General features: G+C 68.5%; 21 protein-coding genes. 13 read left to right on the top strand and 8 right to left on the bottom strand.

All coding sequences use genetic code 11. The features are described 5' to 3' along the window. Positions 1-73: 73 nt before the first annotated feature. The 5 genes from AC1Q6E_RS16805 to AC1Q6E_RS16825 all read right to left on the bottom strand — a co-directional run bounded on the left by AC1Q6E_RS16805 (position 74) and on the right by AC1Q6E_RS16825 (position 4,374). Positions 74-1,048 (bottom strand): LysR substrate-binding domain-containing protein, encoded by a 975-nt coding sequence (locus AC1Q6E_RS16805; protein WP_492573140.1) that lies wholly within the window; start codon positions 1,046-1,048, stop codon positions 74-76. Positions 1,049-1,120: 72 nt separating this feature from the next. Then, the gene (locus AC1Q6E_RS16810; protein WP_296554915.1) at positions 1,121-1,612 is read right to left on the bottom strand and encodes a RidA family protein; all 492 of its coding nucleotides are present in this window, start codon (positions 1,610-1,612) and stop codon (positions 1,121-1,123) included. 8 nt (positions 1,613-1,620) lie between these two features. Beyond that, a complete protein-coding gene (locus tag AC1Q6E_RS16815; protein WP_152798306.1) occupies positions 1,621-2,256 on the bottom strand; it encodes a nuclear transport factor 2 family protein in 636 nt (211 codons plus the stop codon). Positions 2,257-2,318: 62 nt separating this feature from the next. After that, positions 2,319-3,422 carry an amidohydrolase family protein gene (locus AC1Q6E_RS16820; RefSeq protein WP_492573141.1) on the bottom strand — a complete coding sequence of 368 codons (1,104 nt, stop codon included), beginning with the start codon at positions 3,420-3,422 and terminating at the stop codon, positions 2,319-2,321. A gap of 118 nt (positions 3,423-3,540) precedes the next feature. After that, positions 3,541-4,374 (bottom strand): IclR family transcriptional regulator, encoded by an 834-nt coding sequence (locus tag AC1Q6E_RS16825; RefSeq protein ID WP_152798308.1) that lies wholly within the window; start codon positions 4,372-4,374, stop codon positions 3,541-3,543. Positions 4,375-4,553: 179 nt separating this feature from the next. Between AC1Q6E_RS16825 and AC1Q6E_RS16830 the strand changes: the two genes are divergently transcribed. The 6 genes from AC1Q6E_RS16830 to AC1Q6E_RS16855 all read left to right on the top strand — a co-directional run bounded on the left by AC1Q6E_RS16830 (position 4,554) and on the right by AC1Q6E_RS16855 (position 10,161). Then, positions 4,554-5,528, top strand: a complete 975-nt coding sequence (locus AC1Q6E_RS16830) for a Bug family tripartite tricarboxylate transporter substrate binding protein (RefSeq protein WP_152798309.1) — start codon at positions 4,554-4,556, stop codon at positions 5,526-5,528. Between the two features lie 154 nt (positions 5,529-5,682). After that, positions 5,683-6,438, top strand: a complete 756-nt coding sequence (locus AC1Q6E_RS16835; protein WP_492573142.1) for a maleate cis-trans isomerase family protein — start codon at positions 5,683-5,685, stop codon at positions 6,436-6,438. A gap of 11 nt (positions 6,439-6,449) precedes the next feature. Further along, positions 6,450-7,085 carry an isochorismatase family protein gene (locus AC1Q6E_RS16840; protein WP_492573143.1) on the top strand — a complete coding sequence of 212 codons (636 nt, stop codon included), beginning with the start codon at positions 6,450-6,452 and terminating at the stop codon, positions 7,083-7,085. Beyond that, entirely contained in the window at positions 7,076-8,128 is a 1,053-nt protein-coding gene (locus tag AC1Q6E_RS16845) for a 2,5-dihydroxypyridine 5,6-dioxygenase NicX family protein (RefSeq protein WP_296561079.1), read from the top strand. The genes AC1Q6E_RS16840 and AC1Q6E_RS16845 overlap by 10 nt, the downstream gene beginning before the upstream one ends. Before the next feature lie 34 nt (positions 8,129-8,162). Next, entirely contained in the window at positions 8,163-9,560 is a 1,398-nt protein-coding gene (locus tag AC1Q6E_RS16850) for an amidase family protein (RefSeq protein WP_492573144.1), read from the top strand. A gap of 73 nt (positions 9,561-9,633) precedes the next feature. Next, the gene (locus AC1Q6E_RS16855; protein ID WP_152798313.1) at positions 9,634-10,161 is read left to right on the top strand and encodes a P-loop NTPase family protein; all 528 of its coding nucleotides are present in this window, start codon (positions 9,634-9,636) and stop codon (positions 10,159-10,161) included. On the opposite strand, the gene AC1Q6E_RS16860 is transcribed toward AC1Q6E_RS16855, so the two are convergent. Both AC1Q6E_RS16860 and AC1Q6E_RS16865 read right to left on the bottom strand, forming a co-directional pair. Beyond that, the gene (locus tag AC1Q6E_RS16860) at positions 10,124-11,389 is read right to left on the bottom strand and encodes an FAD-dependent monooxygenase (RefSeq protein WP_152798314.1); all 1,266 of its coding nucleotides are present in this window, start codon (positions 11,387-11,389) and stop codon (positions 10,124-10,126) included. The genes AC1Q6E_RS16855 and AC1Q6E_RS16860 overlap by 38 nt on opposite strands. A 231-nt stretch (positions 11,390-11,620) precedes the next feature. Further along, the gene (locus AC1Q6E_RS16865) at positions 11,621-13,054 is read right to left on the bottom strand and encodes a DEAD/DEAH box helicase (protein ID WP_152799029.1); all 1,434 of its coding nucleotides are present in this window, start codon (positions 13,052-13,054) and stop codon (positions 11,621-11,623) included. A gap of 429 nt (positions 13,055-13,483) precedes the next feature. On the opposite strand from AC1Q6E_RS16865, the gene AC1Q6E_RS16870 reads away from it, so the two are divergent. From AC1Q6E_RS16870 to speE, 6 genes are all read left to right on the top strand, one after another. Next, positions 13,484-14,020 (top strand): cupin domain-containing protein, encoded by a 537-nt coding sequence (locus tag AC1Q6E_RS16870; protein ID WP_152798315.1) that lies wholly within the window; start codon positions 13,484-13,486, stop codon positions 14,018-14,020. Between the two features lie 297 nt (positions 14,021-14,317). Further along, positions 14,318-15,211, top strand: a complete 894-nt coding sequence (locus tag AC1Q6E_RS16875; protein WP_492573145.1) for an alpha/beta fold hydrolase — start codon at positions 14,318-14,320, stop codon at positions 15,209-15,211. Positions 15,212-15,213: 2 nt separating this feature from the next. After that, complete coding sequence (locus AC1Q6E_RS16880; RefSeq protein ID WP_152798317.1) at positions 15,214-16,014, top strand: IclR family transcriptional regulator; 801 nt, start codon at positions 15,214-15,216, stop codon at positions 16,012-16,014. Between the two features lie 28 nt (positions 16,015-16,042). Further along, on the top strand, positions 16,043-16,849 hold the full coding sequence (locus tag AC1Q6E_RS16885) for an aspartate dehydrogenase (RefSeq protein WP_152798318.1): 807 nt from the start codon (positions 16,043-16,045) through the stop codon (positions 16,847-16,849). Between the two features lie 362 nt (positions 16,850-17,211). After that, positions 17,212-18,216 carry a Bug family tripartite tricarboxylate transporter substrate binding protein gene (locus AC1Q6E_RS16890; RefSeq protein ID WP_152798319.1) on the top strand — a complete coding sequence of 335 codons (1,005 nt, stop codon included), beginning with the start codon at positions 17,212-17,214 and terminating at the stop codon, positions 18,214-18,216. A gap of 247 nt (positions 18,217-18,463) precedes the next feature. Beyond that, a complete protein-coding gene (speE, locus tag AC1Q6E_RS16895; protein ID WP_492573146.1) occupies positions 18,464-19,702 on the top strand; it encodes a polyamine aminopropyltransferase in 1,239 nt (412 codons plus the stop codon). A gap of 75 nt (positions 19,703-19,777) precedes the next feature. Here speE and AC1Q6E_RS16900 read toward each other — a convergent pair whose 3' ends face one another. Further along, positions 19,778-20,722, bottom strand: coding sequence for a LysR family transcriptional regulator (locus AC1Q6E_RS16900; RefSeq protein WP_492573147.1), 945 nt, complete (start codon positions 20,720-20,722; stop codon positions 19,778-19,780). 99 nt (positions 20,723-20,821) lie between these two features. Between AC1Q6E_RS16900 and AC1Q6E_RS16905 the strand changes: the two genes are divergently transcribed. Further along, a complete protein-coding gene (locus AC1Q6E_RS16905; RefSeq protein WP_492573148.1) occupies positions 20,822-21,460 on the top strand; it encodes an HAD family hydrolase in 639 nt (212 codons plus the stop codon). Positions 21,461-21,488: the final 28 nt, after the last annotated feature.

Below are 21,488 nucleotides of genomic sequence, written 5' to 3' on the forward strand. Positions count from 1 at the left end.
GGCGTGAAGATTACTGGCGCGATCCGGCGGGGTAAAACGACTTTTCGGCGCTTCAGTTGATCAAAACAGCAACTCAAGACGAACTGAGTACGTATTGCCGGATCATCTCCAGCAACTGGTCCCGAAGCGCGTGCCGGCCCGCGCCCTGCCGGGCAATGATGCCCAGCGGGGCTTCCAGCATGGAACAATCGACGGACAATTGGTCCAGCAGGCCTTGCTCGAGATCCGGCTTCACGTGCCGGGTCGACGCGAACCAGACCGCGTCGCTCGTCTGTGTGCAGGCACGGCTCAGTTCGAGATAGATCGTCTCGATGCGGGTCTCGTTCATCTGCAATCCCTGCGACACGAACAACCGCTGGATCTCGGCCCAGGTCACGGTCTCGGGCGGAGGCAGGACCAGCGGATAGGCAGCGATGTCCGCGAGCCTCAGTTCGGGGCGTCCGGCCAGGGGGTGGCCAGGACGGACCACGGCGATGTACCGGTCCAGCAGCAATTGCTCGAAGAAGAGGCCCTGCATGTCGTCCGCGGGCGGCAAGCGGCCGAGCACGGCCTGAATGGCATCCTCGCGCAGCAGGTTGAGCAGGATCGCCTTCGAGCCGGCCACGACCTCCAGCGTCATGCCGGGGACTTGTCCGGTCAGGCGTTGCAGGACGGCCGGCAACAGGCTCACCGCCGCGACCGGCATGGCGCCGATGCGAAGCGCGGCGCCGGCCGGCGCCAGGCCGCGGGCGGAGGCCGCGCCCCATCTCAAGGCCTCGACCGCGCTCGCCGCATGGCGCGCGAACTTCTCTCCCGCCTCGGTCGGCACCGTGCCCAGCTTGGACCGCTGGAACAGGGTCACGCCCAGCTCCGCCTCCAGCTCACGCAGCGTCTTGGACGCCGCCGATTCCGTCACGTGCAGCGCCTGCGCCGCATCGCGCAGGCTGTGGGTGCGCATGACCTCGAGCATGCACTCCAGGTGCCGCAGCTTGATGCGCCGCAGATCCAGGGGCCGGTCGCTCCCGGACGCGAGCGGATCGGAAACAAGGCGGGGGGTCCTGGCACGCATGTCGGGAACGCTCGGGCAAGAAGGCAGGCATCCGATTCTATCGGATGCGTCCTTCCTGCCCGCCCCCGTCGGTTACTTCGGCAAACAGGGCGAGGCCGGCGAACACGTGTCGCCCAGCACCGCCACGGCCTGGATCTCGATCTGCATGCCCGGCACGGCCAGCGCCGAGACCGTGATCTGCGCGCTGGCCGGGAAGCGGCGGTCGGGGAACATCTCGCTGCGAACCTTGGCGAAGGTGGCGCCGTTGCGCACGTCCGTCATGTACACCGTCATGGTGACGATGTCCTTCAGGCTCCCGCCCGCGCGCTTCAAGGTCTGGTCGATCAATGCGAACACCGTGCGCGCCTGCGCCTCGAAGTCGCCTTTGATGTCGCGGCCCTGCAGGTCGGTGGTGGCCGTCTCGCCCGCCAGCCAGACGATGCGCCCGCCTTCGGTCACGACCGCGGGCGAATACGAACGGCCCTGCGTGCGCTCTCCCTGCGGCATGTGGTCGGCCGCCTGCACCGTCCCCCACGCCAACAACGACAACGCACACGCCGCCCCCAGCTTCGATACGGCGCTCATGGACGCGCTCATAGGAAATTGAACAACTTGTATGACGGATCGTCCTTGCCCAGGCGATCTCCCAGAGTGCTATAGCGGGTCTTCAGTTCGGAGGCGGGAAAGACCTCGATACGCCGAAAATCCGTGACCGACTGGCGCGAGTCGATGGCCCATCTGCCGTTGCGGCGCGACCAGCGGTCCAGATAACGCGAGTGCATCCAGCGTTCCTCGACCTGATCTTTCTCGACGGCGACCACCAGGGTCGCGGTGCCGGTCGTTTCGCTGACCGCCTTGTCGCCCCGCACCTCGATCAGCATATTGGTCATGCGATGGTTGTTGGACAGCATGGATTTGTGCGCATCGAGCAGCCAATCGACGAACGAGGCCCAGGGATCGAAGCGCATTTTGCCGAACTGCACGGTGCCATTGGCGTGGCCCAGCGACAGCAGGATGTCCCGGTCCAGCAGGTCCAGGCCACGCGGGTAACGGTACAGCACCTCGGAAATGGCCTGCTTGCCGAGCAGTTGCTCCAGGGCCTCGGCCTGCGAAGGCGGCGTCGCGGCGCGGGCTGGCGCGCTGCCCATGGCGGCGCCGACCACGGCGGCCAGTCCCGCTCCGGCGGTAAGAAGCTGGCGCCGCAGCGGCGCGTTCGGTGCTTGCTGCATGAGTCTCTCCTGACAGATGGGGAAGAATGTCCCCGGCCCCCCGGGCCGGGAACGGGTAAGCCTCAGCCGGCGCGCCGGTCGGCCGGCGCCAGGCCCGGGACGATGCGCAGCGCGTTGCCGCGCTCGATGGCTTCGAGCTCGGCCTCGGTGAACATCCCTAGGTCGCGGATCTCTTTGACCGCCCGGCCCGCCGAGCGGTACGGGAAGTCGCTGCCCATCAGGATCTGCGAGGCCGGCACCAGTTGGCGCAGCGCCGCCATCGCGGGCGGATTCAGGATGGCGGCCGTGTCGTAGTGCAGGCGCCGGAACTCGTCCATGGCGCGGGTCGGCCAGCGCGGCGCGGTGGGCGACCCGGCGAACAGCGCATCGATACGGCTGGCGAAGCTGGGCAACGATCCGCCGCCGTGCGACAGGATGAAGCGGATGTCGGGGCAGCGCGACAGCACGCCGTTGATGTAGAGGCTGGCCGCGCAGCGCGTGGTGTCGGTCGGGTACTCCAGCGACACCTTGGTCTCGGGCACCAGGTTGCCGCAGCAGTTGGCGGCGGTGGGGTGGAAATACACCGTGGCCTTGCGGCGATTCAGTTCCTCGAACACCGGGAAGAACGCAGGATCACCCGCCCAGCGATCGCCGTAGCTGGTCAGCAGGCCCACGCCGTTGAGCTTGAGCTCGTCCAGCGCATAGGCGATCTCGCGCAGGCTGCCTTCCACGTCGGGCAGCGGCACGGCCGCGAACATGCCGAACCGGCCGGGATGGTCGGCGATCATCTTCGCGCCGTATTCGTTGCACTCGCGCGCCAGGCGCCGGCCCTGCGCCACGTCGCCGAAGAACACGCCCGGCGTGGAAATCGACACGATGGCCGTCGCCACGCCCTGCTTGTCCATGTCGTCCAGCGACTTGCGCGGCGACCACTGGTCGAACATGTCGGTGGGCGCGCCGGGCGACGAATCCACGACGCCCTCGCGCGCGGCCGCCAGGTAGGCGGGTGGAAAGATGTGATGGTGCGTATCGATGCGGCGCGGCGCCGCGCCCTGGGCGCCGGCCCGGCCCGACATTGCCAGGCACCCGGCGCACAGCGAGGCGTAGCCCGCCAGTCCCTTCAGCGCGCGCCTGCGGCCCGGTTGCGCGAGCGGCGGCGCGGCGATTGCATTGCGGTCAGACGGCATTGCCCGGATCCTCGTTCGGTCATCGACGGGCGCATCTTATGCCGCGACTTCACGCATGTCGCATTGCAAATAATCATGGATCCATGAGCAAAAACGGGGGGGCCGGGAAGGGCGGGAATCAGCCGCGCGACTTCAGGCCCTGGCGTATCTGTCCGGCCAGTTCGGCCAGGCGGGGGCCGACGTGTTCCACCAGGCGCTGGCGATCGACCACATAGGAAGAACCGCCCAGGATCAGGGCCATGGGCGGATTGCCGTCGTTCAATTCCAGCGGCACGCCCACGGCGTTGATTTCCTTTTCCCAATCGCCCAGCGACAGCGTGAAGCCGCGCGCCTGGTAGTCCTTCAGGCCTTCCTGGATGCCCTTCAGGATCCTGGGCCACTGCGCGCCGTGGCGGATCTTCTCGGCGGCGAACAGCTTGTCTCGCTCGGGCCGGTCCATCACCGCGATCAGCGCGCGACCCATGGCGGTCGTGACCAGGGGCGTGCGCGAGCCGGACTGCACGCTCATGATGAGCGCGCCGGAACCGCGCGTGTGTTCGAGATAGACGGCATCGGCATCGTCCCGGTAGCCCAGGGCGCAGCACAGGTTCAGCTCTTCCGAGACCCGCTCCATCAGCGGCGTGGCGACCTGCCGGATATAGGATCCCGCCATCGCCCAGTACCCCAGCGCCAGCGCGGACGTGCCCAGTTCGTAGCGGCCGGTCTGCGGCGAACAGACCAGGTAGCCCAGGCGGGTCAGGGTATAGGTCAGCCGGGACACCGTGGGCTTGGTCAACCCCGTGCGTTCGGCCAGTTCCTGGTTGCCCAGGGACGTGTCGCCCCGGGTAAAGGCCTTGAGGATGCTCAGCCCCCGGGCCAGCGCGGTCACGAATTGCCTGCCAGGATCCTCGTCGGCATCCGGCTCGGCAAATGGCACCGGGCTGATCGCCCTCGATTGGGAAGTTCCTCTCATCCGAGCTGCTCGCAAACTTCGTTGACACGCGCAAAAGTTGTTGGGTAGGATACCCCAAAAGTTTGCGAAACTTAATTTCGCATTGCGAACCACCAAGGAGACTAGGCCGCATGGCCTGGGTTGCACAAGCGCCCACGGCGGGGGAGCCGGGGCTTCGTCACCATCATCAAGGGTCGAGCATGAACGTCAAAGCAGTCTTGAAGGCCGCCATCGGGGCCGCCGCGCTGGCAACCAGCCTGGGAGCCCATGCGGAATGGCCGGAACGGCCCATCACCCTGGTCGTGCCCTGGCCGCCGGGCGGAGGCGTGGACGCGGCCGCGCGCGTGGCCGGCCCCATGCTGGCCAAGCAGCTCGGCCAGCAGGTCATCGTGGTCAACCGGCCCGGCGCCACCGGCAGTATCGGCGCCGAATCCGTCGCCAAGGCCGACCCCGACGGCTACACCCTGCTGTGGAGCTCCCTGACCAGCCACGCGATCTACGCCTCGCTGTACGAACGTTCCACCCCCTTCGACCTGGAGAAGAGCTTCACGCCGGTCTCCGTGTTCGGCAGCATCCCGTTCGTGATCGTCGTCAATCCCGGCGTCAAGGCGCAGTCCGTCCAGCAACTCGTCGCGCTGGCCAAGGCCAGGCCGGGCGCGATGACCTTCGCCTCCAGCGGCAACGGCTCGGTGCAGCACCTGGCCGGGGAAATGTTCAAGCGCGCCGCGGGCGTCGATCTGCTGCACGTCCCGTACAAGGGCATCTCGCCGTCGCTGCTCGACCTGGTGGGCGGCCAGGTGAACATGAGCATCGAAAGCCTGGCGGCCACGCTGCCCCACATCCGCAGCCAGAAGCTGCGCGCGCTGGCCGTCGCCTCGCCCGAGCGCATCAGCCTGCTGCCCGACGTGCCGACGGCCACCGAGGCCGGCCTCAAAGGCTACGACGTCAGCGCCAAGCTGTTCGCGCTGGCGCCCGCCGGCACGCCCGCGCCCATCATCGACAAGCTCGATCGCGCCTTCAAGCAGGTCTTCTCCGACAAGGCGGTGCAGGAGCCGCTGCTGGCCCAGTCCATCATCACGCGCTATGCGTCGCCGGCGGAATCGGCCCGGCTCATCCACGATGAACTGGCCACCTTCAGGACCGTCATCCGCGAAGCCAACATCCGCCCCGAGTGACCACGAAGATCCGCCGCCTTCCCGGCCACGCCGGCCCGGCGCGCCCGTGCAAGCGGGTGGCCGGGGATGCCCGTGGCCACGAACACGATTCATCCAATCGCTCCGGGCAACGGCCATGGCCGTCCCCGCAGCCCGTCATGGAAACATCATCGACATGAGCAAGCCGGTGTACCGCATCGGACAGATCGTCCCCAGTTCCAACACCACCATGGAGACCGAGGTCCCGGCCATGTTCCGCGCGCGCGAGACCGTGGCCCCGGAACGCTTCACCTTCCATTCCAGCAGGATGAGAATGATGAAGGTCAACAAGGAGGAACTGGCCGCCATGGACGCGCAGGCCGACCGCTGCGCGGCCGAACTCAGCGATGCCGCCGTCGACGTCATCGGCTATGCCTGCCTGGTCGCCATCATGTCCATGGGCAAGGGTTACCATCGGACTTCCGAGGAAAAGCTGACGCGCATCGCCGCGGCGGGCCATCCCGGCACCCGGGTCGTGACCAGCGCCGGCGCGTTGCTCAACGGCATCCAGGCGATCGGCGCCCGCAAGGTGTCCATCGTCACGCCCTACATGAAGCCGCTGACCCGGCTCGTGGTGGACTACATCGAATCCGAAGGCATCGAAGTGCTGGACGCGATCTCGCTGGAAATCGACGACAACCGCGCGGTCGGCAACCGCGATCCGCTGGCCCTGGTGGAGATCGCCGACAAGCTGGACGTGCGGGGCGCCGATGCCATCGTACTGTCGGCCTGCGTGCAGATGCCGTCGCTGGCCGCCATTCCGGAAGTGGAAGCCCGCCGCGGCCTGCCGGTCCTGTCGGCGGCGGTGGCCACGACCTACACCATGCTGCAGCGCCTGGACCTGCCTCGCCACGTTCCGGGGGCGGGCGCGCTGCTCGACGGCTCGCATTGAAGGCGGAAACGATGAACGACACCGCCGCATCGGTCTATCGCAGACAGGGCCTGGGCGCCCGCAGCGGCTGGGGCCTGCGGCCGGCCCTGGTCGTGGTCGACTTCGTCAACGGCTTCAACGATCCCGACGTGCTCGGCGGCGGCAACATCCCTGACGCCATCGCGGCCACGGTCACGCTGCTGGCGGCCGCCCGGCGCGCGAAGCTGCCCGTGGCCTTCAGCCGCATTGTCTACGCCCCGGGCGCCGACAGCGTTTTCTGCATGAAGATACCGGCCCTGGCCTCGCTGCACGAGGACAATCCGCAAAGCCACATCGTCCCGCAACTGGAAGTCCGGCCCGGGGACGCCATCATCCGCAAGACCCAGCCGTCCGCCTTCTTCGGCACCGACCTGGCGGGGTGGTTGATCCGGCGCGGCGTGGACACCGTGCTGGTGGCCGGCAGCACCACCAGCGGCTGCGTGCGCGCCACCGTGGTGGACGCGATGAGCTTCAATTTCCGTCCGGTGGTGGTGGCCGACTGTGTCAGCGACCGCGCGCCGGCCCCGCACGACGCCAGTCTCTTCGACATGGGCCAGAAGTACGGCGAGGTGCAATCCCTGGCCGAGGTGCTGGCCACGCTCGACACCCCGGAGGTCCCATGCCGCTGAGTCCCTCGCAACTGACCCGCTGCTGGACGGAAGTCCTGGCGCTCTCGAAACTGGCCCCCGGCGAGAACGTGCTGATCCTGACCTCGCAGAACTCCGACTCGCGCGTGGTCGATGCCGCCGCGCGGGCCGCCGCCGCGCTGCAGGCGCGGGTGGTCAGGCTGGAAATCGCGCCCAACTGGGATAGCTGCGAAGTGGGCACCGATCCCACCGTGGTCAGCGGCGCTTCGCCCATCGACGACGATCCCATGGCGCTGGCCGCGATGAAGGCGGCCGACCTGGTCATCGACACGGTATTCCTGCTGTTCACGCCTGGCCAGCGCGCGGTACTGGAATCGGGCACCCGCATGCTGCTGGCCTACGAGCCCCCGGAAGTCCTGGCCCGCGTCATGCCATCGCCGGACGACCGGCGGCGCGTGCTGGCCGCGCGCGACGCCTACGCGGCAGGACGCCGCATCACCGTCACTTCCGCCGCCGGCACCCGGCTCACGGCGTCCATCGGCGCCTATCCCATCACCGCGGAATACGGCTACGTGGACAGCCCCGGGCGCTGGGACCACTGGCCCAGCGGCTTCGTCGCCCGCCTGCCCGACGACGGCACGGCCGAGGGCGTGGTCGTGCTGGCACCCGGCGACATCATCCTGCCGTTCAAGAACTACGTGCAGGCGCCCATCACCCTCGACATCGAGCGCGGCACCATCGTGCGCATCTCGGGCGGGCTGGATGCCGAGTTCCTCGACGCCTACCTGCGCGGCTTCGACGACCCGGACGCCTACGCGGTGTCGCACCTGGGCTGGGGCCTGCAACCCAAGGCCCGCTGGACCTCGCTCGGGCTGTACGACAAGGCCGCCACCATCGGCATGGAGGCCAGGTCGTTCTACGGCAACTTCCTGTTTTCCACCGGACCCGGCGGCAGCCGCCGCACCAAGGCGCACCTCGACATTCCCATGCGTAAATGTTCGTTCCACGTGGACGGCCAACCCATGGTCGTGGACGGCGACGTCGTGGCCCCCGACCAGCGCGTCGACGGCGCGCGGCCGCAGTAGCGCCTCCGGCGATCAACCCAGGATTCCCCACAGCATGTCAGACCTGCCGTTTCTTTCCCTTCCGCAACTCGCCCAAGCCTTCGAACGCAAGGAGATCTCCCCGGTCGAGGCGCTCGAAGCGCAGCTTGGCCGCATCGCCGCGCTGAACGAGCGCATCAACGCGTTCACCGTCCTGGACGAAGGCCGCGCCCGCGCGGCGGCCCGCGCCAGCGAGGCGCGCTGGCGGCGCGGCGCGCCGCTCGGACCGCTGGACGGGATGCCCTTCACCGCCAAGGACAACCTGATGGTGGCCGGCCTGCCCCATCGGCGCGGCTCGCGGGCGATGCCCGCCGATCCCGTGGCGGACACCGCGCCCGCGGTGCTTCGCTGCCAGGAGGGCGGCGCGGTGCTGCTGGGCCTGACCACCATGCCGGAGCTGGGCGCGGGCCCCGTCACCATCAGCCCGCTCACCGGCGCCACCACCAACCCCTGGGACACCACCAAGCAGGCCGGCGGATCCTCCGGCGGCGGCGCGGCCTCGGTGTCGGCCGGTTTCTGCCCCTTCGCGCTGGGTTCGGACGCCGGCGGATCGCTGCGCATTCCCGCGGCCCTGACGGGCGTCGTGGGCTTCAAGGCCACCGGCGGCCTCGTGCCCATGTATCCGCCCAACGTGGCCGGCGGCCTGTCCTGCGTCGGACCGCTGGCCCGCAACGTGCGGGACGCGGCCACGGTGCTGGACATCATCGCCCGGCCCGATCCGCGCGACGCCATGTCGCTGCCCTGGCTGCCCGACAGCCTGGGCGACGGTCTGGAACAGGGCGTGCGCGGCAAACGCATCGCCCTCAGCCTGACCCTGGGCTACGCTCCCAAGGTCGACGCCGAAATCGCCGAGGCCTTCGGGCAGGCGGGGCGGCGCCTGGCCGAACTGGGCGCCATCGTCGAAGAGGCCGACCCGGATATCGACAACCCCATCGACGACTACCTGGTCCTGCTGCAGGCGGGATACCGGTACGCGCTGCAGCACATGCCGGCCGAGCGGCGCGCGCTGCTGTCGCCCGTCATGGCCGGCATCCTGGAGGATGGCGCCGGCCTGGCGCTGGAGGACTACATGGGCGCGCAGGCGCGCTGCCAGGACCTGGCGCGGCGCCTGCACGCCTTCCACCAGCGGTTCGATCTGCTGCTGACGCCCACAGTCGCGGCCCCCGCCTTCGACGCCAACCTGAGCTACCCGAAGGAGTTCGAGGAATTCCCCAACCGTCGCGCCTGGACGCCCTACACCTCGCTGTTCAACCTGACCCAACAGCCTGCCATCAGCATACCGATGGGGCTGACCGCCGCCGGCCTGCCCATGGGCCTGCATATCGCCGCGCCGCGCGGCCACGACGCCCAGGTCTTGCAGGCGGCGCACGCGCTGGAAAGCGTGCTCGGGTTCGAGGCGCGTCCGCCGGCCTGATGATCCCCGCGGGGCTGGGCAGGACGCGCGCCATCGAATAAAAAGGTGCCTGTATGTGAAGGACACCTTTTTCATGACACTGGCAAGCCTGGGGCCGCGCATCTGTATCGTCGGTCCCTCCAACAGCGGGAAGTCCACGCTTGCCGAGGCGATCGCCCGCAAGTGCGGCCTGGAGCCGGTCCATCTCGACCGGCTCTATCACCTGCCCCATACCGACTGGGAACCCCGCCCGCCGGACGAGTTCATCGCCCTGCACGACGCGGCCATCGCGGGCGAGCGCTGGGTCATGGACGGCAACTATTCCCTATGCATGCCGCAGCGCTTCCGGCGCGCGACCGGCGTGATCCTGCTGGACATCTCCACCCCGCTGAGCCTGTTGCGCTACCTGCGCAGGACCTGGTTCGAGCGCGACCGGCGCGGCGCCCTGGAGGGCGGCCGCGACAGCGTCAAGTGGGCGATGATCCACCACATCGCCGTGGTTACGCCGCGCAACCGCAAGAGCTATGCCGAGATGGTCGACGGACTGGACCTGCCCCGGGTATCGCTGCCGTCGGCGTCCGCGATCAGGCGGTGCTATCGGCGGTGGGAGCTGGCGCGGTAGCGCGTACCGCGCCCAGCTTTTCGGCCACGGCCTCCCGGCAGTCATAGGTGTACAGCCAGTCGACCCGGCGCCATTTCTCCTGGCTGTTGGTCAGCGCGGCCCAGCGGAACTTCAGGTTGCGCATCAACTTCTTCAACGGATCGGTCTGGTGGAACATCTGTCCCGCCTCGCGCGAGCCCAATTGCACGCGCGCCGTCCGCGAGGTGCGCAGCTCCTGGTAGGCCTTGAGCGCGGCCGCCGGATCATGCGGCAGTCCTTCCAGGCACAACGCCAGCACATAGCCGTCCTCGATGCTTTGCGAACCGCCCTGCGACAGGAAAGGCACCATCGGATGGGCCGCATCGCCCAGCAGCGTCACGCGGCCGCGGGTCCAGACGGGCCAGGGGTCGCGGTCGTACAGCGCCCACTTGAACACGTCGTCGGTGGCCTCGATCAGGCCGCGCACGATGGGGTGCCAGCCGTCGAACTCCTTGAGCACCTCGGCCTTGTCGCCACGCGCCGACCAGGATTCGAGCCGCCATTCCCCCGCCGGCACGATGCCTATCCAATTGATGCGCCGGCCGGCCGAGACGTAATAGTTCACGAAGTGCCGGTGCGGCCCCCACCAGGCATTGACGTTCTTCTCGATGCCCAGGTGGCGCGCGCGGTCCGCATCCGCCATGCCCCGCCACGCGAGCAGTCCGGTGAAGCGCGGATCCTGCCCCGCCAGCAACTGGCCGCGGACGACCGAATGCACGCCATCGGCCCCGACCAGCACATCGCCTTCCACGGTCTCGCCCGACTCCAGGACCACGCGCACGCCCTCGGCGTCCTGCGCATATGTCTTGACGCGCTGCGCCAGCCGCACGTTCTCGCGCCCATACGCGTCGATCAGGGCATTGTGCAGATCGGCGCGGTGCACATGATAGTAAGGCGCCCCGTATCGCTGCGCGCACTCCGGCCCCAGCGGGAAGTTACGGATGGTGCGGCCGCTGGCCCAGTCGCGCGACCGGGTGGCCAGCGGCGCCACCGCCACGGCTTCCAGTTCAGGGGCGATGCCCAGCTCGTGCAGGACCTTGACGGCGTTGGGCCCGAGCTGGATGCCGGCGCCGACCTCCTTCAGGACCGCCGTCTGCTCAAGCACCTCGATGTGGCGAAAGCCCAGTTTCTTGAGAGCCAGGGCCGTCGTCAGCCCTCCTATGCCCGCGCCGGCAATGAGGATGCGCGGTTGGTCGTGTGGCGCTTTCATGCGTGCTGTTTCTCGCTATAGGACATCAGGGGGTGGCCGGACATACTAAGTTCGCATTGCGAAACTAAGTTCGCATTGCGAAACTAAGTTTCGCAAATAGTTTACGAGCGTAGCTATTCCGCGTCAACGCGCAAAGTATCGGGCGCGGGACGCGGGCGGGTCGAAAGCGGGGATGAAGACAGCGGGGTACGCGGTGCCGGACCGCGCAGGCGATCCGGCACCGCGCAGGGCTCAGCCCTGGGTCTTGGGCGTGAAGAGGGCGGGGCGGCGGGCGCCACCGCTGCGGGCCTCGCCGGCAGGACGCGCCGCGCCCTGGGAAGCCGGCGCGGCGTGGCGCGGCTGGGCCGGACGGGCCTGGCTGGGCGGGGACGAGGCCGGCCGGTTGGCCGGTCCCTGGGCCCGCGCGGCGCCCTGTCCGCGGCCATTGCCGGACGACTGGCGGCCGCCCGCGCCATGGCCGGCCGCCGCACGGCCGCCGTCGCGCGGCGCGCCCTGGCGACCCTGGCCCTGGCGCGGCGCATGCGAACGGGGCGGGCGGTCGGCCCGCTCGTCGCGGTCGGGAGCCGACACGGTGAAGGCCGGCAGGGGCTCGCGGTCGATCTTGCGCTTGATCAGCTTCTCGATGTCGGCCAGCAGCTTGCCTTCCTCGCCATCGACCAGCGACACCGCCGCGCCCGTCGCGCCCGCGCGGCCAGTCCGGCCGATGCGGTGCACGTAGTCCTCGGGCACATTGGGCAGTTCGAAATTCACCACCTGCGGCAGCTGGTCGATGTCCAGGCCGCGCGCCGCGATGTCGGTCGCCACCAGCACTTCCACCGAGCCGTCCTTGAAGCCGGCCAGGGCCTTGGTCCGGGCGGACTGGCTCTTGTTGCCATGGATGGCGGCGGCGGAAACACCGTCCTTGACCAGCTTTTCGGCCAACCGGTTGGCGCCGTGCTTGGTACGCGTGAACACCAGTACCTGCTTCCAGCCGTTGCTGCGCACCAGATGGCTGAGCAGGTCGCGCTTCTGTTCCTTCTGCACCAGCAGCACCGATTGGCGCACCAGTTCGGAGGCGGTATTGCGCCGCGCGACGGACACTTCACCCGGGTCTTTCAGCACGCCCTTGGCCAGGGCGCGGATTTCGTCGGAGAAGGTGGCCGAGAACAGCAGGTTCTGGCGCTTGGACGGCAGCAGCGCGAGGATCTTGCGGATATCGCGGATGAAGCCCATGTCCAGCATGCGGTCGGCTTCGTCCAGCACCAGGATCTCGACGCCGGACAGGTCCAGCGTCTTCTGGCCCACGTGGTCCAGCAGGCGGCCGGGCGTCGCAACCAGGATATCCACCGGCTTCTTCAGCGCGGAGATCTGCGGATTGATGTTGACGCCGCCGAACATCACCATGGACTTGAGCGGCAGGTATTTGCCGTAGATCTGCACCGACTCCTCGACCTGCGCGGTCAGTTCGCGGGTGGGGGTCAGGATCAGGCAGCGCGGGCGGCCCGGACGCATCTGCGCGGGACGGTTCGACGACAGCAGGTGCAGCAGGGGCAGGGTAAAGCCCGCGGTCTTGCCGGTGCCGGTCTGCGCGGCGGCCAGCAAATCGCCGCCCTGGAGCACCTGGGGGATCGCCTGGGCCTGGATGGGGGTGGGATGGGTGTAACCGGCATCGGCGATGGCGCGCATCAGCGGCTCGGCCAGGCCAAGGTCGGCAAACGAAATATCGGAAGTAATCAAGACAACTCCAGCGACGGCCCGTCGCTCAAGCTGAGTGACTCCAATCGAGGCTGACGTATGTATTTAACGGGGGATAGGCCGGCCGGAAACGGCTGTCCGGGGTTGAGGCCCGGGGAAACGTGGCGCGCGGCGCCTGGCCGGATGCACGCCCGGATTGGAGCCAGGCGCAAGTCGCCATTGTACCCGGTAATGGCGGCCTAGTGTTTACCCTAGTGACGATTTCACCAATAGGGCGTATATTTAGCCTTGTTTCACTATTAAATCCGCGTTTTAAATATAAAACGCCTGGCAGTGACAGCGAACACACCGCGGCGGGCGCCTTCCGGGCCCGCTTTCACCCGCTTTCGCGGCGCCTCGCCGCCCATGCAGGAGTACACCATGACGGATATGTCCGAACAACAGCAAGTCGCCCGCAGCTGGGACCGCCCTGAAGGCGCCGACTTCGAAACCTGGATGAACTCGCGCGTCGCCCGGTTCTCGACCCGCAAGTACGACTGGGACGCCCTGAAGTTCCAGGCAGACTTCGATCCCAAGTACCGTCGTGCGCAAATGCGCTACGTCGGCACGGGCGGCACCGGCGTCGCCGCCGACGTGAACACCGTGCCGTCCGAGCACTTCACGTTCTCGACCATGGTGATCCCGGCCGGCCACGAAGGCCCCCCGCACCTGCACACCGACGTCGAAGAAATCTTCTTCGTCATCCGCGGCAAGCTCAAGCTGGTCCTGGAGAAGGACGGCGAACGCTTCGAAACCATCCTGACCGACCGCGACCTGGTCTCGGTTCCCCCGGGCGTGTACCGCGAGGAAATCAACGTCGGCGACGAAGACGCGCTGATGTGTGTGATGCTGGGCGCCAAGAAGCCCATCACGCCGACCTACCCGGCCGAGCACCCGCTGGCGAAGATCAAGCGGTAATAGGGCCCCCCTACGCGCTTACGCGCGCCCCCAGGGGCGGCACTGGCGGACCGGAAGGGAAGCCCACCCCCAAGCGGCCTTCGGCCGCTCCCCCTCAAGGGGGCGGCACCGGCGGACCGGCAAAGCCGGATCCGCTGTGCCCTGGGATAACAACAGGCAGGTGAAGGGCGGCATACTTGCCGCTCTTTGCAGCCGGATGAGCCTCCCCATGTAACGGGGCGGTTGACACACGGATACAATGCCGCGCTTTCGCGTTCGTGGACGAAGGGTTCGCGGGCGCAAGAGGACTACAGGACGATGCAGACCGATACGTTGGCGCCGGAACCGTCGCCGGAAACGCTGGAGTTGCTCAATAGCCGTTTTGCCGAGAAGTCGGTGCAGACGGCCGGGGGCGTGCAGTGTTATCGCGAGGCGGGCACGCCGGGCGCGGACGGCACGGCCATCGTGCTGTTGCATGGCATTGGCTCGGGCGCGGGCTCGTGGTTGCATGCGGCGCTTGCACTGGCGCAGCGTGCGCGCGTGATCGCCTGGGACGCGCCGGGCTATGGCAATTCGGCGCGGCTGGCGCCGGCCTCGCCCGGTGCCGAAGACTACGCGGCCCGGCTGCACCAGATGCTCGATGCGCTGGGCATCGAACGCTGCGTGCTGGCCGGCCATTCGCTCGGCACGCTGATGGCCACGGCCTATGCGCACGGCCTGGGCAAGCAGCGGATCGCGCGCCTGGTATTGCTGAGTCCCACGCGCGGCTACGGCAATCCCGCGCTGGCCGAGCGCCAGGAAGCGGTGCGCGCCGAGCGGCTGCGCACGCTGGAACAGGTGGGCATCGCCGGCATGGCGCGCACGCGCCCGGCCAAGATGCTGTCGTCCGAACCCAGCGCCGAGGCCCTGGCCTGGGTGCGGTGGAACATGGAACGCCTCGATGCCGCCGGCTACCGCCAGGCTATCGAGATGCTGTGCAATGCCGACATGGCCGGCTACGCGCCGGCCCCGATGCCGGTCGAAGTCCATTCCGGCGACCAGGACACCGTGACCGTGCCGGCCAACTGCCGCGCCATCGCCGAGATGTTCGGCGCGCCCTACGGGTCCATCGCCGTGGCCGGCCACGCCTGCCACATCGAGCGGCCGGAAGCGGTCGCGGCCATCCTGGCAGGCGCGCACGCCGCGGCCACCGCCGGCGCCACGCCCCGCTGACCATGGACGACGCCACCATCAGCGAAGAGATCCCCGAGCGCTACATCGTCCCGGGCCTGGAACGCGGCCTGCGGCTGCTCAGCCACTTCAGCCGCCAGCACCGCACGCTGTCCGCGCCCGAGTTCGCGCGCAAGATGGGATTGCCTCGTTCCACGGTGTTCAGGCTGCTGACCACGCTCGAGGCGCTGGGCTTCATCGAACGCACCGAGGGCGGACGCAGCTACCGCCTGGGCATGGCCGTACTGAGCCTGGGCTTCGAGTACCTGGCTTCGCTGGAGCTGACCGAACTCGGATCACCGCTGCTGCAACGCCTGCGCGACGAGATCGGCTATTCCTGCAACCTGGTGGTGCGCGACGGCCGTTCCATCGTCTACGTCGCGAAGGTCTCGGCGCCCACGCTGTTCCCCAGCGCGGTCAACCTGGGCACGCGCCTGCCCGCGCACGCCACCGTGCTTGGCCGCGTGATGCTGACCGACCTGGACCGCCAGGAGATGGGCGAGCTCTACCCCGACGAAGAACTGGAAGTCTATTCACCCAGCACGCCGCCCACGCTCACGGCGCTGCACGGACTGCTGGAACAGGACCGGACCAACGGCTATGCCATGGGCGCCGGTTTCTACGAACCCAGCATCACCAGCATCGCCACGCCGGTGCGCGACCATACCGGCCGCGTGGTCGCGGCGCTGGGCGCCGCCCTGCCGTCGTCGCGCGTCGAGCAATCGCGGGTGTCCGAACTGATCGGCCGCGTGCGCGGCACCGCCGACGAGCTGTCGCGCCTGCTCAACTATTCACCGTCCCATTGACCGGGCAACGCATCGCCCAGGAGCCAACATGCTACGAATCACGATGATAGGGTCGGGGGCCATCGGCCTCTCCGTCCTGTCGCTGCTGAAGAACGATCCCGACGTGTCGATCGACAGTGTCATCGTCGCCCCCGACACGCTGGACCAGGCCCGCGAGCAGGTCGGCGCGATCGCTCCCCAGGCCCAGGTCGTGACCGGACTGGCCGAGGTCGCCCAGCGCCCCGACCTGCTGGTCGAATGCGCCGGCCACGGCGCGCTGCGCGCCCACGTGCTGCCCGCGCTCGAACAAGGCATCCCCTGCGTGGTGGTCTCCATCGGCGCGCTGTCCGACGTCGAACTGGCGCGGCAACTGGAAGAAGCGGCCAGGCGCGGCAAGACCCAGGTGCAGCTCCTGTCCGGCGCCATCGGCGGCATCGACGCGCTGGCCGCGGCCAAGATCGGCGGCCTGGACTCGGTGGTCTACACCGGCCGCAAGCCGGCCCTGGCCTGGAAGGACACGCCGGCCGACGGCCAGTTCAAGCTCGAGGCGCTGACCGAACCCACGGTGATCTTCGAAGGCCCCGCCGGCGAAGCCGCGCGGCTGTTCCCGAAGAACGCCAACGTCGCCGCCACGCTGTCGCTGGCCGGCCTCGGCCTGGACCGCACGCAGGTGCGCTTGATCGCCGACCCCACCAGCAAGGAAAACGTGCACCACGTGCAAGCCAGCGGCGCCTTCGGCAGCTTCGAGATCACCATGCGGGGCAAGCCGCTCGCGGCCAACCCCAAGACTTCCGCCCTGACTGTCTATAGCGTCGTGCGCGCCATCGGCAATCAGGCACATGCTGTAGCCATATAACCCCCCCTACGCGCTTGCGCGCGCCCCCCAGGGGGCGATGCGGGTGGACCGGCAAAGCCGGATCCACCGCATCCTGGGGTAACAAATAGGCAGACGGAGAACCGTGTTCTTCTTGTCGAGGCCTGCATGCGAGAGGGTCGGAGGAGCAGATCCATCTCGCCCTGTCTGACGCTCATTACTCGGCGTAAAACTGAGTTCAGCCAGGTTATTCAAGGCGGGAAAAACGCCATTTTCCGCCAGCCCGGTTTTACCCCGGGGCGCCGCGGATCCGGCTTTGCCGGTCCGCCAGCGCCGCCCCCTTGAGGGGGCGCCCGTCAGGGCGCAGGGGGTGGGCACTTATTGTCTTGGAGTAGTAGTCAATCATGTTTGAATTTCGCACTCGCCTGGTTGCCGGCGCGCTGTTCGCGGCGGTCGCCACCGCTTCTTTCGCCCAGGCTCCCGCGGCCGACGACGCCGCCGCCAAGGCCTCGCTCAAGCACGGCCAGTTCCGCATCATCGCTCCGTTCCCGCCGGGCGGTCCCGTGGATGTGCTGGCCCGCCTGCTGGGCACCGGCCTGCAGAATGAATACGGCCAGAGCGCCGTCGTGGACAACCGTCCCGGCGCCAACGGCAACATCGGCATCGACGCGGTCAAGCGCGCCACCGGCGACGGCCACACGCTGCTGGTCGTCCCGGCCGGCAACATGACCATCAACCCGACGCTGATGGCCAACCTGCCCTACAACGTCGACAAGGACTTCACCGCGATCGCGATGATGGCCAAGGCGCCCAACGTGGTCGCCGTGTTCCCGTCGGTTCCCGCCAAGAACATCCAGGAACTGATCGCGCTGACCAAGTCCAAGCCCGGCACCATGGCCTACGGCTCGCCCGGCGTGGGCAGCGGCCTGCACCTGGCCGGCGAACTGTTCAAGGACGCCACCGGCGCCGACCTGCTGCACGTTCCGTACAAGGGCACGACCCAGGCGCTGAACGATGCGCTGGGCGGCCAGATCCAGGTCATCTTCGGCGCGCTGCCGACCCTGATGCCCCAGATCAAGTCCGGCAAGCTGCGCGCGCTGGCCCTGACCGGCTCCGAGCGCTCGCCCATCATGCCCGAGATCCCCACCCTGGCCGAAGCCGGCGTGAAAGGCGTGAACGTGGTGTCCTGGTATGGCCTGTACGTGCCCAGCTCGACGCCGGCCAATGTTTCCGGCCAACTGGCGCGCGACGTGACCAAGATCCTGGGCGAACCCGCCACGCTGGAAACGCTGAAGGCCCAGGGCCTGGAGCTGTCGCCGCTGCGTCTGGACGCCTTCCGCAAGTTCCAGGCCGACGAGACCGCGACCTGGGAAAAGGTGATCAAGTCGCACAACATCACCGCCGGCTGACGCGCGTTCCGGGGCCTGCGCCCCGCATCGGCGCCACCGACGACCCCTCGCCCCGGCGAGGGGTTTTTTTTCGTGCCGCGCCGTGCCTCGCGCATCCAGGCAGGTTGGGGTAGACTCGGCCATTTTTGCCCAGCCGTTCCACACGGAACCGGCCATCGCCGCTCGAATCGGAAGCCTCTGGCCTTCCGGGCTTTCGTAGTGCCCATCCCCTTGGTCGCAAGACTTCTTTCCAAGGAGCATCGACACCATGCAAGGCCTGCACCTTACCGCAGATCTTTATCATTGCGCCTGCGAATCCGTCCTGATGACGGACGCCGACATGCTGGCGCAGCTTTGCCGCCGCCACACGCTCGAAGCCGGACTCACCCTGGTCGACGAGAAGTGGCACACCTTCCCCGAGTTCCAAGGCCAGCCCGGCGGCGTGACGGGCATGCTGCTGCTGGCCGAATCCCACCTGGCCGTCCATACCTGGCCCGAACGCAACGGCGTGACGCTCGACGTCTACGTCTGCAATTTCCAGGAAGACAATTCACGCAAGGCCGAAGCGCTCATGAAGGCCATCGTGGAAGCCTTCCGGCCGAGCGACATGCAACGCCAGCACCTGACCCGCGGCGACGTCGACGGGCCGGCCGACGCGGGCGAACTGGTGTTCGAGGACGTTGCCGGCCAGGCGTACTTCGGTTTTCGTTTCGATCGCCGCATCCTTGACCGGCAGACGGCCCATCAACGATTGGAACTGCTGGAGTCCGCGTCGCTGGGCCGCACCCTGCGGCTGGACGGACGCTACATGACGTCCGAGGCCGAGGAATTCTTCTATCACGAGGCCCTGGTACATCCCGCCGCCACGGCCCACCCCGCGCCCCGGACCGCTCTCATCATAGGCGGCGGCGACGGCGGCGCGCTGGAGGAATTGCTCAAGCACCGCGGCATCGAACAGGCCACGCTGGTCGACCTGGACGGCGAGGTCATCGACGTGGCGCGCCGGTACCTGGAGAAGATCCACCGTGGCGCGCTGGACGATCCGCGCGCCACGGTGCTGGTCGGAGACGGCGTGGATTTCCTCGCGCGCACGTCCGACCGCTACGACCTGATCCTGCTCGACCTGACCGATCCGGACACCCCGGCGGGCCCGCTGTACACGCCCGAATTCTTCCACCGCTGCAAGCACGCGCTGGCGCCGGGCGGAGCGCTGGTGCTGCACATGGGTTCGCCCTTCCACCAGCCCGGACAGGTCCGCGATCTTTGCCGGATGCTGCGCGCCCAGTTCGCCCACGTGCGCCCTTACGGCCTGCACATCCCGCTGTACGGCACCTACTGGGGCCTGGCGGTGGCCTCGGATGCGTTCGATCCCGACGCGGCGGCGGGCGAGACGATCCACGCGCGCCTGGAGGAACGCGGAATCCGCGACCTGGAGTACTACAACGCCCGGGTGCATGGCGCGCTGTTCGCGCTGCCGAACTACTACCTCCGGCTCACCCGGGACTGAACCGCCCGCCGGCGCTGCCCGTCATTGCCTGGCCCCCCCGAGGCGGCAATTCGAGGCCCCGGCACGCCCGCGCCCTCATGCCGGGCGCCACGGCGGCCGGGGCCGGAAGGCCTTCTTCAGCATGTCGACGAACAGCCGGGCGCGCGCCGAGGCGATGCGCGACTGCGGCACCAGCGCCGTCACGTCGGCATCGGGCAACCAGTGGCGCGGCAGCAGGGCCACCAGCCTTCCCTCGGCCAGGCTGGCGGCCACGTCCCATTCCGAGCGCACCATGATGCCCCGGCCCGCCAGGCACCACTGGCGGATGACTTCGCCGTCATTGCTCTCCATGGCCGGATGCACGCGCACCGTCTGCGGGCGCGGCTCGCCGCGCCCGCCCTCGCGCTGCGTAAAGCGCCACAGCGTCACGTCCTCGTCGTTCTCGCGCAGGACCAGACAGGCATGATGCGCCAGATCGGCGGGGCTCTCGATCGCGGGCGCGCCGCGCAGATAGGCCGGCGCGGCGCACAGGACTCGACGGTTGGGCGCCAGCCGATGGGCCACCCAGCGCGAATCGGGAATCTCGCCGATGCTCACCAGCACGTCGAAGGCATCGCGCCCATGCACGGGCTGGCTGGGCAGCACGAGGTTGTCGGACAGGAAGAGCTGGGCCTCCACCTGCGGATGGCTGGCGCGGAACGTATCCAGCAGCGGCGCGAGATACCGGCGGCCGAAGCCGAACGGACCGTGCACCTTGAGCTTGCCCGCCACCACCTGGCTGCGCTGCTGCAAGGCTTCCTCGATGGCCTGCATGCGCTCGATGACCCCGGTGGCGTGCTGGGCCAGCAGGTGTCCCTCGTGGGTCAGTTGCAGGCGGCGCGTGGTGCGCATCGCCAGGCGCACGCCCAGCCTCGCCTCCAGCTGGCCAAGGCGTTTGGTGATGGCGGGCGGCGTGACGTTCTCCTCGCGCGCGAGAGCGGCCAGGCTGCCGACCCGGTCCAGCGCCAGGATGAAGCGCAGGTCGTCGATATCCAGCTTCATTATTAACCTTATGGTGAATGAAGAAATTCTATTCCATTAACCACATCAGACCGCCCGGCTCCTAAACTGGCCGTCATTCACCGACCTTTCCCGACCGCCATGACACGCCAATACGATTTCGTCCTGTTCGACCTGCTGACCGCGCTGCTCGACTCCTGGACACTATGGAACAGCGCGGCCGGCGGCGAAGAGGCGGGCCGCGCCTGGCGCGCCGCCTACCTGAAGCGCACCTATGCCTGCGGCGCCTACCGGCCGTACGAGACCCTGGTGCGGGAAGCCGCGGCCGAGACCGGACTGCCGCTGGCCGCCGCCGACGCGCTGGAGGAACGCTGGGCCGGACTCGCTCCCTGGGAAGGCGTGGCGACGGTACTGGAAAGCCTGCGCGGCACGCACCGGCTGGGCGTGGTGACCAATTGCTCGGAACGGCTGGGCCGGTTGGCCGCCGGCCTCCTGAACGTTCCCATGGACGTGGTCGTGACCTCGGAACGGGCCGGCTACTACAAGCCCGACCCCCGTCCCTACCGCCTCGCCCTGCAGGAGCTGGGCGCCCAGCCCGGCAACACGCTGTTCGTGGCCGGATCCGGCTACGACCTGTTCGGCACCTCGGCCGTCGGCCTGGACACCTTCTGGCACAACCGCGTGGGGCTGCCGCTGCCCGCCGGCGCGCCGGCGGCGCGCCAGGAAGCGCGCGGCATCCTGCCGGCACTGGCACTCGCCAACAGCCCCCGGCGCGGCTGACAACCCCACGCCGCCGGACCTTTCCCCT

Source organism: Pigmentiphaga sp. MLSB6-MA01 (genome assembly GCF_058793475.1).

Excerpts from the sequence above, each read along its gene's own strand:
- AC1Q6E_RS16825 (WP_152798308.1), bottom strand. The coding sequence starts at position 4,374 with ATGAGAGGAACTTCCCAATCGAGGGCGATCAGCCCGGTGCCATTTGCC.
- AC1Q6E_RS16850 (WP_492573144.1), top strand. The coding sequence starts at position 8,163 with ATGTCAGACCTGCCGTTTCTTTCCCTTCCGCAACTCGCCCAAGCCTTC.
- AC1Q6E_RS16830 (WP_152798309.1), top strand. The coding sequence starts at position 4,554 with ATGAACGTCAAAGCAGTCTTGAAGGCCGCCATCGGGGCCGCCGCGCTG.
- speE (WP_492573146.1), top strand. The coding sequence starts at position 18,464 with ATGCAAGGCCTGCACCTTACCGCAGATCTTTATCATTGCGCCTGCGAA.
- AC1Q6E_RS16890 (WP_152798319.1), top strand. The coding sequence starts at position 17,212 with ATGTTTGAATTTCGCACTCGCCTGGTTGCCGGCGCGCTGTTCGCGGCG.
- AC1Q6E_RS16860 (WP_152798314.1), bottom strand. The coding sequence starts at position 11,389 with ATGAAAGCGCCACACGACCAACCGCGCATCCTCATTGCCGGCGCGGGC.
- AC1Q6E_RS16855 (WP_152798313.1), top strand. The coding sequence starts at position 9,634 with ATGACACTGGCAAGCCTGGGGCCGCGCATCTGTATCGTCGGTCCCTCC.
- AC1Q6E_RS16870 (WP_152798315.1), top strand. The coding sequence starts at position 13,484 with ATGACGGATATGTCCGAACAACAGCAAGTCGCCCGCAGCTGGGACCGC.
- AC1Q6E_RS16820 (WP_492573141.1), bottom strand. The coding sequence starts at position 3,422 with ATGCCGTCTGACCGCAATGCAATCGCCGCGCCGCCGCTCGCGCAACCG.
- AC1Q6E_RS16810 (WP_296554915.1), bottom strand. The coding sequence starts at position 1,612 with ATGAGCGCCGTATCGAAGCTGGGGGCGGCGTGTGCGTTGTCGTTGTTG.
- AC1Q6E_RS16815 (WP_152798306.1), bottom strand. The coding sequence starts at position 2,256 with ATGCAGCAAGCACCGAACGCGCCGCTGCGGCGCCAGCTTCTTACCGCC.
- AC1Q6E_RS16835 (WP_492573142.1), top strand. The coding sequence starts at position 5,683 with ATGAGCAAGCCGGTGTACCGCATCGGACAGATCGTCCCCAGTTCCAAC.
- AC1Q6E_RS16905 (WP_492573148.1), top strand. The coding sequence starts at position 20,822 with ATGACACGCCAATACGATTTCGTCCTGTTCGACCTGCTGACCGCGCTG.
- AC1Q6E_RS16885 (WP_152798318.1), top strand. The coding sequence starts at position 16,043 with ATGCTACGAATCACGATGATAGGGTCGGGGGCCATCGGCCTCTCCGTC.
- AC1Q6E_RS16805 (WP_492573140.1), bottom strand. The coding sequence starts at position 1,048 with ATGCGTGCCAGGACCCCCCGCCTTGTTTCCGATCCGCTCGCGTCCGGG.
- AC1Q6E_RS16840 (WP_492573143.1), top strand. The coding sequence starts at position 6,450 with ATGAACGACACCGCCGCATCGGTCTATCGCAGACAGGGCCTGGGCGCC.
- AC1Q6E_RS16875 (WP_492573145.1), top strand. The coding sequence starts at position 14,318 with ATGCAGACCGATACGTTGGCGCCGGAACCGTCGCCGGAAACGCTGGAG.
- AC1Q6E_RS16900 (WP_492573147.1), bottom strand. The coding sequence starts at position 20,722 with ATGAAGCTGGATATCGACGACCTGCGCTTCATCCTGGCGCTGGACCGG.
- AC1Q6E_RS16865 (WP_152799029.1), bottom strand. The coding sequence starts at position 13,054 with ATGCGCGCCATCGCCGATGCCGGTTACACCCATCCCACCCCCATCCAG.
- AC1Q6E_RS16845 (WP_296561079.1), top strand. The coding sequence starts at position 7,076 with ATGCCGCTGAGTCCCTCGCAACTGACCCGCTGCTGGACGGAAGTCCTG.
- AC1Q6E_RS16880 (WP_152798317.1), top strand. The coding sequence starts at position 15,214 with ATGGACGACGCCACCATCAGCGAAGAGATCCCCGAGCGCTACATCGTC.